We start from the raw sequence: 14,235 nt of genomic DNA, 5'->3' as shown, positions 1-14,235 counted from the left end.
GCCCTCGCCTCCAGGCTCGAAGCGCAGGCAAGTGCCGCCGAAGCCCACAAGGCCGCGATCGAGGCATTCAAAACCGCCCACCAGAAGATGCAGGAAGGCAATGCCGCGGGTGAGGTCCAGTCCCGGACCGCGATTGTCGACGGTTCCGGAAGGGCGTCCTTCGTCGAAGCAGTTCCGCGGGCCGACATGAAGTACGAATATGTCGAAAGCGGGACTCATTGCTCAGTGAAAGGTCTTGGCTCCGGTGGGCTGTGAATCGGATCGTCGGTGCCAAGGGCGAAAAATACATTAGGCTGGCAATTCACCCACGTACTGACTCCATCCTCAGCGCCTACCCGTAGACCTATACCCCCTGACGTACACAGCGAGGGGGCCCGCCACCACAGCGTCGGGCCCCCTCTCCATATGAGGAACGAGAACGAACATGGCCTTTGACGCGGCTGGAGCCCTGGCGGCTTCGGAGGGCGACGAGACTGCGGCCGCCGAGCTGCACGCTGAGATCACCGCGCTGATCGGCGGCTCAGAGTTCGAAGTGGTCGGTGGCCTCGGTGCCGAGCTCGTCCGGCTGGCGGCCACGCAGCAGGGGCCGGTCAATGTGCGGGCCGTATTCGCACTTGACCATCTCTTCCGTACGCTCGGTTCGACTTCCGGGACGGCCGGCCTGCAAACCTTGCTGCGGCTGATTGCGCTTCCGGCGATGGACGAGATCGCCGGGCCTCCGTCGGCGAGGACTCTGGCCGCGATAGTCGCACACCACCACAGCGCCAGTGACCTCACCTCCTTGGGATTTTCGGGGGCCCTGAGGTCGTCCTATCAGTACGAATTCTCGGCCTGCCTGGTCCAGGAGCTCCTCCTTGTCGGGGTGGAGGTGGCAGAACTACCCGAGATCATTTCTTTCACGCGCGCCCTGCGGGCTGATGGGCACCCCCTCGCCGTCTTGCCGCTGACGCTCATGCCCGAAGAGCTCGGGGTGCGCCGGCCTTCGGGAGCATCCCGGAACTGGACCTGGACGATCTCGGCGACCCCGGTCATGGCCCCGGCCGGACTCTGTTCCACCCCTCTGCCTCCGCTCCGCGGCGATGCCGAGGAGATCGACTTCGCCGAAGTCGGGGACGAAACGTTCGTCCGGGCAAGCGGTTGCGTCGTTGCGCACTGGCGTGCCGAGTCGAATGGAAAGGTCGCCGGGCAGGAATTCCGGTGTACCGATCCGGTGGCGCAAAGCACCTTCCCGGCAGTTTTCTCGCGTCTTCCGCTTGAGCCCTGGCCCGAAGCCGAGGGCGCAGCCCGGCCGCTCCGTCCGGCGACGCCGGACACGGTGTACCGAGTGCTGCTGACCGCAGCCGTGCGGTCGCCCGCCTACGGGCGGGGCCTCCACGGCGCGTACGGCAGGCTGGCGACGTGGCAGTCGCTGGCGGGGCTGGTGGGCGCGCCGACAGTTCTGCCGATCGAGCAGACGGCAGAGCTGGTGCGGAGGGCAACCTGGTGGACGATCGAGCCGAAGTCCCCCTGGTTCCACCAGGTCGCATGGGATCTGGCCGTGGCCGTCCTCCGGCCGGACGGCCACGGGATCGCGATGCTGGCCGCCACCGATACCGACTGAGGGTCGCAGCGGGGATCGCCCTGTTGTCCAGGCCCTGCGGGGCGGTGTGGACGGGAGGATGAATTCCATTCCGTAAAACGGACTATCTGTACATCGTCCCTATATCGGGTTTCCTTCCGTCCCCGCGTGGCACTTCGGCATTCCGAATTGAGCTCCTAGTCTCGACGATCTACGGTGCCTTTTCCGTCGGCCTTCGAGCGAGGAGTGCGACCATGAGTCGTATCGTCAGGGCTGCCCTGTTCCAGACCGCGTGGACGGGCGACAAGGAATCGATGATCGCGGCGCACGAGAAGGCCGCGCGGGACGCCGCCGCGCAGGGTGCCGGGATCATCGGGTTCCAGGAAGTGTTCAACGCGCCGTACTTCTGCCAGGTGCAGGAACCCGAGCACTACGCCTGGGCCGAGCCCGTCCCGGACGGCCCGACCGTGCGGCGGATGTGCGCGCTGGCGCGCGAGTTGCAGCTGGTGATGGTGGTGCCCGTCTACGAGATCGAGCAGGCCGGTTTCTACTACAACACCGCCGCCGTGATCGACGCCGACGGGAGTTTCCTCGGAAAGTACCGCAAGCACCACATTCCCCAGGTGCACGGATTCTGGGAGAAGTACTATTTCCGGCCCGGGAATCTCGGGTGGCCGGTTTTCGACACCGCGGTCGGCAAGGTCGGCGTGAACATCTGCTACGACCGGCATTTCCCGGAGGGCTGGCGGGCCCTCGGCCTCGCCGGAGCGGAGATCGTCTACAACCCGTCGGCGACCAGCCGCGGCCTGTCCGCCTACCTGTGGCAGCTGGAACAGCCCGCCGCCGCCGTCGCCAACGAGTACTTCGTCGCCGCGATCAACCGGGTCGGCGTCGAGGAGTACGGCGACGACGACTTCTACGGCACCAGCTACTTCGTCGACCCGCGCGGCCGGTTCGTCGGCGAGGTCGCCTCCGACAAGCACGAGGAACTCGTCGTCCGCGACCTCGACCTCGACGTCATCGACCAGGTCCGCCGGCAGTGGGCGTTCTACCGCGACCGCCGACCGGACGCCTACGGCCCGCTCACCGGGGCGTGAACGCGGTGGCCCGGACCCTGATCACCGGCGGGCTGGTCGTCACCGCCGCCGACGAGACGCCCGCCGACGTGCTGATCGAGAACGGCACCGTCGTCGCCCTCGCCCTGCCCGGACGCCACCACTGGACGGCGGAGCGGGTGTTCGACGCCACCGGCAAGTACGTCGTCCCGGGCGGCGTGGACGCCCACACCCACATGGAGCTCCCCTTCGGCGGGACGTACGCCTCCGACACCTTCGAGACCGGCACCCGCGCCGCCGCCTGGGGCGGCACCACGACGATCATCGACTTCGCCGTCCAGTCCCAGGGCGCCTCGCTGCGGGCCGGCCTGGACGCCTGGCACGCCAAGGCCGACGGGCGCTGCGCCGTCGACTACGGCCTGCATATGATCATGTCGGACGTCAACGAGTCGACGCTGCGCGAGATGCCCGGCCTGATCGGCGAGGGCGTCACCTCGTTCAAGCTGTTCATGGCCTACCCGGGCGTCTTCTACTCCGACGACGGCCAGATCCTGCGCGCCATGCAGCAGGCCGCCGACACCGGCGCCCTGATCATGATGCACGCCGAGAACGGCCCCGCCATCGACGTCCTGGTCGAACAGGCCCTCGCCCGCGGCGAGACCGACCCCCGCTTCCACGGCGAGGTCCGCAAGGCGCTGCTGGAGGCCGAGGCCACCCACCGCGCCGTCCAACTCGCCCGGGTGGCCGGCGCCCCGCTGTACGTGGTGCACGTCTCCGCCCGCGAGGCGCTCGCCGAACTCGCCGCCGCCCGCGACCTCGGCCTGCCGGTCTTCGGCGAGACCTGCCCGCAGTACCTGTTCCTGTCCACCGACAACCTCGCCGAACCCGACTTCGAGGGCGCCAAGTACGTCTGCTCCACCCCGCTGCGCCCCAAGGACCACCAGGCGGCCCTGTGGCGCGGGCTGCGCACCGACGACCTCCAGGTGGTCTCCACCGACCACTGCCCGTTCTGCTTCAAGGGCCAGAAGGAACTCGGCCGCGGCGACTTCTCGAAGATCCCCAACGGCCTGCCCGGCGTCGAGAACCGGATGGACCTGCTGCACCAGGCCGTCGTCGACGGCCACCTCACCCGCCGCCGGTGGATCGAGATCGCCTGCGCCGCGCCCGCCCGGATGTTCGGCCTCTACCCGCGCAAGGGCACCCTCGCCCCCGGCGCGGACGCCGACGTGGTGATCTACGACCCGCACGCCACCCACACCCTGTCCGCCGCCACCCACCACATGAACGTGGACTACTCGGCCTACGAGGGCCGCACCGTCACCGGGCGGGTGGAGACCGTGCTGTCGCGCGGCGAGGTCGTCCTCGACCGCGGCCAGTACCTCGGCCGCCCCGGCCACGGTGCCTTCCTGCCCCGCTCCACCTGCCAGTACCTCTGACCCCCCTCAGCCTACGGAAGTGGGAACCCCCGCAGTGGACTTCGGACTCGTCCTGCAGACCGACCCGCCGGCCGCGAAGGTCGTCGACCTGATGCGCCGCGCCGAACGCAACGGATTCCGCTACGGCTGGACCTTCGACTCCGCCGTGCTCTGGCAGGAGCCGTTCGTGATCCACAGCCGGATCCTCGAACACACCGAGCACCTGCACGTCGGCCCGATGGTCACCAACCCCGGCACCCGCACCTGGGAGGTCACCGCCTCCACCTTCGCCACCCTCAACGACATGTACGGCAACCGCACCGTCTGCGGCATCGGGCGCGGCGACTCCGCGATGCGCGTCGCCGGCCGCCCGCCGAACACCCTGGCCCGGCTCGGCGAGGCCGTCGACGCCATCCGCGACCTCGCCGAGGGCCGCGAGGCCGTCGTCGACGGCACCCCGATCCGCATCCCGTGGATCAAGGACGGCCGCCTGCCGGTCTGGATGGCCGCCTACGGCCCCAAGGCCCTCGCCCTGACCGGGCAGAAGGCCGACGGCTTCATCCTCCAGCTCGCCGACCCCTACCTCACCGAACGGATGGTCAAGGCCGTCCGCCGCGCCGCCGAGGAGGCCGGCCGCGACCCCGCCGCGATCACCGTCTGCGTCGCCGCGCCCGCCTACGTCGGCGACGACCTCGACCACGCCCGCGAACAGTGCCGCTGGTTCGGCGGCATGGTCGGCAACCACGTCGCCGACCTGGTCGCCCGCTACGGCGAGCACTCCGCCGCCGTCCCCGAGGAACTCACCGCCTACATCAAGGACCGGCACGGCTACGACTACAGCCACCACGGCCGCGCCGGAAACCCCTCCACCGACTTCGTCCCCGACAGCGTCGTCGACCGCTTCTGCCTGCTCGGCCCCGTCGAAGCACACATCGAAAAGCTGCGCACCCTAAGGGAGTTGGGCGTCGACCAGTTCGCGATGTACGCGATGCACGACGCCCGCGAGGCCACCATCGACGCGTACGGCGCGCACGTCGTCCCGGCGCTGACCCCATGAGCCACTGCCCCGCCCACCGGCCGCCCGTCAACCGGCGGACCTTCCTCGGACTCGCCGCGCTCACCGGCGCGGCCGGCCTCACCGCCGGCTGCGGACCGGACGCCGCCCGCCCGCTGCCGCCGCCCCCGCCGCTGGACCTGTCCACGCCGCTGCGCATCCCGCCGCTGCTGCACCCCGTCCGGGAAGCCGACGGCATCCGCCGCTTCGACCTCGCCATGTTCGCCGCCCGGACCGAACTGCTGCCCGGCCGCCCCACCGACACCTGGGGCTTCAACGGCTCCTACCTCGGCCCCACCCTGCGCGCGAGCCGCGGCGACCGGATCGCCATGACCGTCCGCAACACCCTCCCCGAGGCCACCACCGTCCACTGGCACGGCATGCGGCTGCCCGCCGCGATGGACGGCGGACCCCACCAACTGATCGCCCCGGGCGGCCGCTGGACCCCCAGCTGGACGATCGACCAGCCCGCCGCGACCACCTGGTACCACCCCCACCCGCACGGCGCCACCGCCAAGCACATCTACCGCGGCCTCGCCGGACTGTTCCTGATCGACGACGACCGGGACGCCGAACTCCCCGGCCGCTACGGCACCGACGACATCCCGCTGATCCTCCAGGACAAGAAGCTCACCGACCGCGGCCGGCTCGACGGCGACCCGATGAGCGGCCCCTTCGGCATCCTCGGCGACCGCATCCTGGTCAACGGCACCTACAACCCGCGCTTCACCGTCACCACCGCCCGCGTCCGGCTGCGCCTGCTCAACGCCTCCAACGCCCGGATGTACCACCTGAGCTTCGCCGACCGGCGCCCGTTCCACCTGGTCGGCACCGACGGCGGCCTGCTGCCCGCCCCCGTCCCCACCGACACCCTCGACCTCACCCCCGGCGAACGCGCCGAGATCCTGGTCGCATTCACCCCCGGCGACAACGTCGTGCTGCGCACCCTCGACAACGGCCTCGACATCGGCAAGGGCGACCTCGACCTGATCCGCTTCACCGCCACCGACGCCCTCCCGCCGGCGCCCGCGCCGCCCACCGCGCTGCCCGCCCCCGACCCGATCCACCCGCCCGCCGGCGCCCGGGTGCGCCGCTTCACGCTCAGCGGCCGCGACAGCATCAACGGCCGCCCGATGGACATGCAGCGCATCGACGAGGTCGTGCCCGCCGGCGCCGTCGAGATCTGGGAGATCGAGAACGCCACCGGCGCCCCGCACAACTTCCACATCCACGAAGTCGCCTTCCAGGTGCTGGACGCCGACGGCCGCCCCACCGGCGGCCACAAGGACACCGTCTTCACCCCCGCCCGCGCCACCGTCCGCCTGGCCGTCGCCTTCGGCCCGTTCACCGACCCCGTCGAGCCGTACATGTACCACTGCCACCTGCTGCGCCACGAGGACGCCGGGATGATGGGCCAGTTCGTCACCGTCACCCCCGGCACCGAGAGCACCGTCACCCGGAGCTACACGGGCCCCGGATACGCGCACTGACCGCCGCGACCCCTGTCGCCGCTGTCGCCGTTGTCGGTGGCGGATGGCAGCATGCCCGGATGGAACAGACCATCACCTACCTGCGCGGGGACGCCACCGCGCCGCAGGGCAAGGGCAACCGGATCATCGCGCACGTCTGCAACGACCTCGGCGGCTGGGGCAAGGGCTTCGTGCTGGCGCTCTCCCGTCGCTGGCCCGAGCCGGAGGCCGCGTACCGGCGTTGGCACCGGGAGCGGGCCGGCAACGACTTCGGGCTCGGCGCGGTGCAGCTGGTGCAGGTCGAGTCGTACCTGTGGGTGGCCAACATGGTCGGCCAGCGCGGCATTCGGACCAGCCGCTCCACCGGCGTCCCGATCCGCTACGAGGCCGTCGACACCGCCCTCGACGCCCTCGGCGGCCACGCCCGGCGGCTGGGCGCCTCCGTCCACATGCCGCGGATCGGCTGCGGCCTGGCCGGCGGGCGGTGGGAGCACGTCGAGCCGCTGGTGACGGCCCGGCTCACCGGGCGCGGCACACCGGTGACGGTCTACGACTTCTGATGTCGCGTCATGTCCGCTTGCTCGGCGGGCAGTTGACCGAGGCGCGGAGTCCTGTCTAGATTGCCTTTGCTTGCAAACACAATCTGGGTGCGGGGGAGAGGATCGGCCATGGACTTCAACCAGCAGGTCGTCGCGGAGTTCCGGGCGCGGGGCGGACAGGTGGAGGGCTTCTCCGCCCTGCTGCTGCTCACCACGGCGGGCCGCACCACCGGCCGCCCCCGCACCACCCCGCTCGCCTACCGCGAGGACGCCGGCCGCTACCTGGTCTTCGGCTCCAACGGGGGCGCCGCCGACCACCCCCAGTGGTACCGCAACCTGTTCGCGGCAGGCGGCGGAACCGTCGAACTCCCGGACGGCGAAGGCGGATTGACCACCCTGTCGGTGCGGCCCGTCGAACTGGAGGGCGCCGAACGCGACCACCAGTTCGCCGAACACGCCCGCCTGGTCCCCGCCTTCGCCGAGTACGCGAGCCGCACCGACCGCACCATCCCGGTCGTCGCCCTGCACCCCCTCGACCTGTCCGTCGACCCCGCGCTGGCCGGCCGCGTGGTCGCCCAACTCCGGCTCCACCACGAGGACCTGCGCCGCCAACTCGCCGACCTGCGCACCCGCCTGGACGACGCCGGCCCCGTCCCCGGACCCGACCTCGCCGCCCAACTGCGCGACCACTGCCTGCAGTTCTGCTACGGCCTCGGCATGCACCACACCCGCGAGGACGGCGCGTTCACCGCCTTCGAACGGCAGTACCCGCAGCTGATCCCCGCCCTCGCCCGGCTGCGCGCCGAACACCGCACCGTCGCCGACGCCCTGGCCCGCTTCGAGGCCCGGCTCGCCGCACCCGACGCCGACGCCGCCGACCTGCGCGCCGAACTCGACCGGCTCACCGACGGGTTGGAGGCGCACTTCGCCTACGAGGAGACCCAGCTGCTGCCGCCGTCCGCCCCGCACCCGCCGCGCTGAACCGCCCGTCCGGTACCGTGGGCGCGCCCGCAGGAACGGACATCAGCAGGAGGCCCGGATGGCCCACCCGGAGTCGCAGCACGCACCGGACGACGGCCTCACCGCACCGGACGCCGTCCGGGCCATGCTGCTGCTGATGCCCCGGGTCGCCGCCCGGGTCAAGCGGATCGCCGTCCCCGACGCCCTGGCCGGCTTCCAACTCGCGCCCCGACACCTGTCGTTGCTCTCCTACCTGGTCTACGACGGCCCGATGCCGGTCGGCACCCTCGCCGCCCGCCTCGAAGTCGCCCCCACCACGGTCAGCCTGATGGTCGCCGACCTCGCCAAGCAGGGCGTCCTCGAACGCACCCCCGACCCCGACGACCGCCGCCGCACCATCGTCTCCCTCACCGCCGACCCCGCCACCCGCACCGCCGTCGAACGCTGGCTCGCCAACGGCGCCGCCGCCTGGCAGGCCGCCTTCGCCCCCCTCACCCCCGCCGAACGCGCCCTGTTCGTCCGCACCATGACCGCCTACGAACAGGGCGCAACCACCCCCTGAGGGCCCCACCCGGCGGGGCTAGTCGTGCACGCGGCCCTGCAGGGCCTTGGACAACTCGGCGATGCAGGCCGCGAGTTGGGAGTTCGACAGCTGGCCGGGGTCGCCGCCGCAGCCGGCCGCGGGTGGGCCGGACGGCTGGGTGCTCGGTTGGGGTTGGGGTTGGGGCTGGCCGCCCGGGGGTGTGATCGGGCCGGTCAGGGAGACCAGGTTGGGGGTGACCGTCGCGTCGCCGGAGAGGTCGATGTAGTCCTGGGTCTGCCCGTTGAAGTCCACGAAGCCGCGCCACATGTCCTTGCCGAACGGGATCAGCTCCTGGAGGGCGCCGCCCGGGCCGGCGCTGATGGTGATGGAGGTCTGCTGCGCCATGTAGGAGACCATCCGGCTGGCCAGCACGTCCAGGTTCACTGGCGGGGCGTCGTCGGCGCGGAGGTACACGTGCAGGTCGTTGAGGCCGTTGTCGACCCGGTCGGCCTGGAGCACCGCGAACGCCACCACCAGCTGCGAGGAACTCTCCCGGGGGACCAGCGGCGTCACGTAGTACAGGTGCCCGTCCGCCTTCGAACGCAGCAGGAACTCACCGGGGTTGGTGGCGTTGGTGGCCGCCGAGGTGTGCGAGAAGCCGAAGCCCCGGTCGTCCTTCGCGCCGCGGCCGCCGAGCCACTGCACCTCGCGGATCTGCGAGCGCACCACCGACCCCGGGTACACCGCGCCCGGCAGCTCGCCCGGCGCGACCTGCGCCCGGTAGGCGATGTCCGGCCGCCCGTCCGGCGAGCCGCGCAGCACCAGCACCCCGGCCGGGGCGATCACGGTGCGCTGCTTCCAGCCGATCTGCCGGGCCACCGAGATCACCACCACCGGCTGCGCGGTGCGCGGGTCGGGGCCGTCGCAGTAGCCCCAGATGTCCTGTTCGCTGTAGACCAGGTCGGGGAAGCGCTCGGCCAGCAGGTTGCGCAGGCTGACCGCGCCCGTCCCGCCGAACGCCCGGCCGAACGCGTGCTCGCCCCGGAACCCGCAGCTGACCACTGAGTTCGATCCGCCGTCCCAGACCGCGACGCCCTCCATCGGCTGCTCGCCCGAGCCGTCCAGCACCGCCGTCCACACCCCGCCGTCCTTCCCCGCGTTCGGCAGGTAGTGCAGGCTGTGGCCCATCAGGTGGATGCCCGAGGACAGGCCCGCGCTGTCGGTGAGCGCCTTGGTGGCCGCCGCGTACGAGGCGGTGCGGGCCTCGAAGTCGAAGTCCGGCATCGACTCGGTCTTCACGCAGGCCGGCACGTCCGCCGTCCCCAGCAGGTCGCAGCGGCCGCCGTCGCCCGGCCGGGTGTGCTCCGTCACCGCCAGCACCGAACGCGGGGTCGCCGTGCCCTTCGGCACGTCCAGCACCGTCGCCGCGGCGTAGAACCGGCCCGCGTCCTTGTCGTCGTCCCACACCCCCGTCCAGCCGCGCGCCAGCGAGGCGACCACGGCCAGCGCCAGCACCCCGACGACGACCCTGACCCGCCAGCCGCCGAACCACGCCCCCGTACGGGCCTCGGCCCCCAGCACCGCCCAGACCGTGCCGCCCAGGCCGACCGCGACCCAGAACCAGAACAGCGGCGCCGCGTCCACCGGCCCGCGGTGCGGGAAGAACTCCCGCTCCAGCAATAGCCGGTAGCTCTGGTCCTGCTGCCCGAACCCACCGAACACCGCGTGCTTGACCAGCCACACCAGCGCGGCCAGCAACGGCAGCCACAGCCACCACGCCGCGACCCCCAGCGCCCAGCGCCTAATCCGACGGCTCATCACGAACCCCCTCCCGCCCTGCCCGGACCATGCCCGGCCCGCCCTCCCGCCAAGCGTTCCACGCGTCGGCGACAGCGTCAGCGGGATTCCGATGCCAGCCGCCACCGGATGGCGGCGACCAGCGACGTGTTGGGATCGTGACGGTTCGTCAGCTCGGGTTCCACCTCGTCGAGGGCGGCGAACCCGCGGCTGTCCCCGCGCCGGGCCAGCGCCCCGGCGGCTTGGATCGCGACCTCCCGCACGGGATCGTGCAGCCGGGCGGCGATGGCGGCCCGCGCAGCCGGCGCGTCAACATCGGCGGCTTCGTACAGCGCGTGCAGCGAGACGGCCCGGATGCGGAAGAAGGGATCGGCGGTGAACCCGAGCAGCGCGGACACCGTCTCGGGCCGCCGGTCGCGGGCACCCCATTTGACGGCCCCGGCGACGGCATTGGCGACGGCGCACCGGACGGACTGCTCGGGGTGGTCGCGATGGGCCAGCACGGACTGCGGCAGCTCGGGCCGACCGGAGCCGGCGGACGTGGTGACCGGGGCGGACGAGTGGAACGAGGCGAACGCGGAGATCGCGCAGGCCAGGGCCTCCGGGTCCGGTTCCCGGTCGATCAGCGGCCGCAGGAACGCCGCGGCCTCCGCGCGGAACGCGTCCACCGGGTCGGTGTCCTCGTCGAACTCGTCGATCCCCAGGTCGAGAAAACGGATCGCGTCGAGCGCGAAGCGTCGCTGCGGCGCGGACGGCGCATCGAGGTACCGGGCGCGCGCCCAGTGGAAGAGGTCCGCGGACGGCCGGCGGCCGAACGGCAACAGCGAGGCGAACCAGTCGTCGCAGTCGGAGCGGCCGTGCACCAGCGCCCGCGCCAGCAGCTCCCCGGGCGAGTGCCGCACCCCGAGTCCGGCCTCCAACTCGGTCACCACGCCCCACACCCCGGGCGGTGGCAGCCCCGGCCCGGCGTCGATCGTCGCTCGCGCGGCCGCCAGCGCCCGGCCGCCGGCGTCCTCGGCAGCGCCCGGCGGCAGGTTCGCCAGCAGGTGCCAGAGCGTCCGGACGTGTCCGTTGCACGCCGCCCACACCACCGGATCGACCCCGCCCGGCCAGGGACGGGAGGCGTCGGCACCGGCCTCCACCAGGGCCGCCACCAGCTCGTCCGCACCCCGGTACGCGGCCGCGGCCAGCAGCGCGGACCCGGCCTCGCCCGCCGGCGCAGCCGTCGGGAGCCGGTCGAGCAGTTCTCGCAGGGCAGGCGTGTCGCCGCGCTCGACCGCGGCCGTCAACAGGGGGAGATCCACCGGGCGAGTGTGCCCGAGACCCGGCGAACTCCGCCGGAAATTAAATCGCTTGGCGCGGCCACCGCGTGGTTGCTAACGTTCGGGTCACCGTGACAGGACGCAAGGAGGTGAACACCCATGAGAGCTCGGCCAAGGTGGGTGCTCCCCCTTTTCCTCACGGTGTGCGGCTGATCGAGTCGCTGTCGGGAGCGCCCTGCTGTGCAGGCACTTCCGAAAGGCGACAGCCATGAACACTGTGATGATCAACCGGGTCGACGAGACCCAGTGGCAGGCGGTGGCGGACGAGCAGATCGTCGGCCGCGGTGACGTCTCCCACCGGCCCGACGGCCGACTCTTCCTCAGCATCGACGTCTGGCAGGGCCAGGCGTTCGACCCGCTGGCCGCCGCGATGCTCGGCGAGCTGCCGGGCGCCGTGCTGCACACCCTGGTCGGCGGCGAGGACGCCGAGACGACCGCCCGCTGGGAGCGCGTCGGCTTCGCCGTCCAGCGGCGAGAGTGGGAGTACCTGCTGCCCACCCGCACCGCCGTCGCGCCGCTGCCCGAGGGCGTGCGGATCCTGCCCGCCGGCACCGCCGACGAACGGCTGCTGCGCGCCCTCGACACAGACGTCCGGGCGCAGGTCGAGGCCGCCGTCGGCTGGCACACCATGCCCGCCGAGCTGCGCCCCTGCCCGCCCGGAGACACCCTGATCGACCCGTCGCTGTACGCGGTCGCCGAGGTCGACGGTCGGTACGCGGGCCTGATCCGTGTAGTGTCACGGGGCAGGCGGGCCCGCATCGGGCTGCTCGCCGTGCGCGCCGAGCTCCGGCGCCGGGGTGCCGGCCGGGCCCTGCTCGGGCACGCGCTCGCCACCCTCGCCGAGGCCGGCATCGACACGGCGTGGACGGAGATCGACCAGGCCAACTCGGCCGCCACCACCCTGTTCGAGCAGCTCGGCGCCCGGCGCACCGGCCACCTCGCCGAACTGGTGCGCCGCCCGCACTGACCGGGGCGCCGCCCGCCACCCTTCGCATCACCGACTCGAGAGACGAGAAACCTTGCCGCGAATCAGCAAAGGCCTGGAAATCGAAGGCACCGTACTGGAGTGCCTGCGCAACGCCACCTTCAAGGTGGAGCTCCAGAACGGCCACCAGGTCCTCGCCCACATCAGTGGGAAGATCCGCAAGAACTACATCAAGATCCTCCCGTTCGACCGCGTCCTGGTCGAGCTCAGCCCGTACGACCTGACCCGGGGCCGGATCATGTACCGCTACCGCAACTGACCGGCCCCGAACGGCGACGGCCCCGCGGCGCGATGTGCGAAGGCGCACATCGCGGCGGCGGCCGTTGCCCCGGCGCCCGGCGGGGTGACAGAGTGCCGGGCATGGAAGATTCGCAGGTCAGCACGGGAGCGCGGCCCGCTCGCCCGGAGACGGTGTTCGACTGGGTGGACGCGGCGGCGGCCGAACGGGAGGCCGCCGGGCTGACCAGGCGGCTGCGCGGCCGCACCGCCGAGGACGAGGTGCTCGACCTCGCGTCCAACGACTACCTCGGACTGACCAGGCACCCCGCCGTCACCCGCGCGGCCGCCGAGGCGGCGCTGCGCTGGGGCGGCGGCTCCACCGGATCCCGGCTGGTCACCGGCACCACCGCCGCGCACACCGAACTGGAGCGGGAACTCGCCGAGTTCTGCGGCTACCAGGCGGCCCTGGTGTTCTCCTCCGGCTACGCCGCCAACCTGGCCGTGCTCACCGCGCTGACCGGCCCGGACACCCTGATCGTCTCCGACGCCCACAACCACGCCTCGCTGATCGACGGCTGCCGGCTCGCCAAGGGCCAGGTCGCCCGCGCCGCCCACTGCGACCCGCGCTCCGTCCGCGCCGCCCTCGCCGGCCGCACCCAGGCTCGCGCCCTGGTGGTCACCGACTCGGTCTTCTCGGTCGACGGCAATGCCGCCCCGCTCGCCCAACACCTCGCCGTGGCAAGGGAGTTCGGAGCGGCGCTGGTCCTCGACGACGCGCACGGCCTCGGCGTGCTCGGCCCCGGCGGGGCCGGCGCGGGCGCCGCCGCCGGCATCGCCGGACAGCCCGACGTGGTCGCCACCGCGACCCTGTCCAAGTCGCTCGGTTCCCAGGGCGGCGTGGTGCTCGGCCCCGAACGGGTGATCCGGCACCTGATCTCCGCCGCCCGCACCTTCATCTTCGACACCGGCCTCAACCCCGCCGCCGTCGGCGCCGCGCTCGGCGCGCTGCGCCTGCTGCGCGCCGAACCCGGCCGGGCCGCCGACGCCCTCCGGGTGGCCCGCGAACTCTCCACCCGCCTCGCCGAGTTCGGCCTCGACGCCACCGCCCCCGACGGCGCGGTGGTCTCGGTGCGGGCCGAGGACCCGGAGCACGCCGTGCGCTGGGCCGCCGCCTGCCGCGAGGAAGGACTCGCGGTCGGCTGCTTCCGCCCCCCGTCCGTCCCCGACGGCGTGCCCCGGCTGCGCCTGACCGCCCGCGCCGACCTGACCGGCGACCAGATCGCCTTCGCGGTCGGCGTGGTGGTCAAGACGCGGTAGGGCCGGCCGGCGGGGTCGGCCG

The 14,235-nt window shown here is 72.4% G+C and carries 13 protein-coding genes; 11 read left to right on the top strand and 2 right to left on the bottom strand.

Annotated features, from left to right (window positions below; genetic code table 11):
* Nucleotides 1-424: 424 nt before the first annotated feature.
* The 8 genes from ACWEMJ_RS02635 (at nt 425) to ACWEMJ_RS02600 (ending at nt 8,612) form a co-directional block, all read left to right on the top strand.
* Nucleotides 425-1,600 (top strand): DUF6183 family protein, encoded by a 1,176-nt coding sequence (locus ACWEMJ_RS02635; protein WP_452135094.1) that lies wholly within the window; start codon nt 425-427, stop codon nt 1,598-1,600.
* Between the two features lie 212 nt (nt 1,601-1,812).
* Nucleotides 1,813-2,655, top strand: coding sequence for a nitrilase-related carbon-nitrogen hydrolase (locus tag ACWEMJ_RS02630; protein ID WP_452135093.1), 843 nt, complete (start codon nt 1,813-1,815; stop codon nt 2,653-2,655).
* A 5-nt stretch (nt 2,656-2,660) separates the two neighbouring features.
* Nucleotides 2,661-4,049, top strand: coding sequence for a dihydropyrimidinase (gene hydA, locus ACWEMJ_RS02625; RefSeq protein ID WP_452135092.1), 1,389 nt, complete (start codon nt 2,661-2,663; stop codon nt 4,047-4,049).
* A gap of 34 nt (nt 4,050-4,083) precedes the next feature.
* Entirely contained in the window at nt 4,084-5,085 is a 1,002-nt protein-coding gene (locus tag ACWEMJ_RS02620; protein WP_452135172.1) for a TIGR03842 family LLM class F420-dependent oxidoreductase, read from the top strand.
* Complete coding sequence (locus tag ACWEMJ_RS02615) at nt 5,082-6,572, top strand: multicopper oxidase domain-containing protein (protein ID WP_452135091.1); 1,491 nt, start codon at nt 5,082-5,084, stop codon at nt 6,570-6,572. The genes ACWEMJ_RS02620 and ACWEMJ_RS02615 overlap by 4 nt, the downstream gene beginning before the upstream one ends.
* Nucleotides 6,573-6,631: 59 nt before the next feature.
* On the top strand, nt 6,632-7,111 hold the full coding sequence (locus ACWEMJ_RS02610; protein WP_452135090.1) for a macro domain-containing protein: 480 nt from the start codon (nt 6,632-6,634) through the stop codon (nt 7,109-7,111).
* A gap of 108 nt (nt 7,112-7,219) precedes the next feature.
* Nucleotides 7,220-8,071 (top strand): nitroreductase/quinone reductase family protein, encoded by an 852-nt coding sequence (locus ACWEMJ_RS02605; protein ID WP_452135089.1) that lies wholly within the window; start codon nt 7,220-7,222, stop codon nt 8,069-8,071.
* 58 nt (nt 8,072-8,129) lie between these two features.
* A complete protein-coding gene (locus ACWEMJ_RS02600; RefSeq protein WP_452135088.1) occupies nt 8,130-8,612 on the top strand; it encodes a MarR family winged helix-turn-helix transcriptional regulator in 483 nt (160 codons plus the stop codon).
* Between the two features lie 18 nt (nt 8,613-8,630).
* Here ACWEMJ_RS02600 and ACWEMJ_RS02595 read toward each other — a convergent pair whose 3' ends face one another.
* Both ACWEMJ_RS02595 and ACWEMJ_RS02590 read right to left on the bottom strand, forming a co-directional pair.
* The gene (locus ACWEMJ_RS02595) at nt 8,631-10,391 is read right to left on the bottom strand and encodes a hypothetical protein (protein ID WP_452135087.1); all 1,761 of its coding nucleotides are present in this window, start codon (nt 10,389-10,391) and stop codon (nt 8,631-8,633) included.
* Between the two features lie 77 nt (nt 10,392-10,468).
* Entirely contained in the window at nt 10,469-11,674 is a 1,206-nt protein-coding gene (locus ACWEMJ_RS02590) for a hypothetical protein (RefSeq protein WP_452135086.1), read from the bottom strand.
* 226 nt (nt 11,675-11,900) lie between these two features.
* Here ACWEMJ_RS02590 and ACWEMJ_RS02585 point away from each other — a divergent pair, with 226 nt between their 5' ends.
* The 3 genes from ACWEMJ_RS02585 (at nt 11,901) to ACWEMJ_RS02575 (ending at nt 14,213) form a co-directional block, all read left to right on the top strand.
* Entirely contained in the window at nt 11,901-12,659 is a 759-nt protein-coding gene (locus ACWEMJ_RS02585; protein ID WP_452135085.1) for a GNAT family N-acetyltransferase, read from the top strand.
* 52 nt (nt 12,660-12,711) lie between these two features.
* Nucleotides 12,712-12,936 carry a translation initiation factor IF-1 gene (infA, locus tag ACWEMJ_RS02580; protein ID WP_452135084.1) on the top strand — a complete coding sequence of 75 codons (225 nt, stop codon included), beginning with the start codon at nt 12,712-12,714 and terminating at the stop codon, nt 12,934-12,936.
* A 101-nt stretch (nt 12,937-13,037) separates the two neighbouring features.
* A complete protein-coding gene (locus ACWEMJ_RS02575) occupies nt 13,038-14,213 on the top strand; it encodes an 8-amino-7-oxononanoate synthase (protein WP_452135083.1) in 1,176 nt (391 codons plus the stop codon).
* The last annotated feature ends 22 nt before the right edge of the window (nt 14,214-14,235 follow it).

Source organism: Kitasatospora sp. NPDC004531 (genome assembly GCF_053602195.1).
The sequence above is the reverse complement of the archived record's forward strand: the minus strand, read 5'-3'. Positions and strand labels throughout refer to the sequence as shown.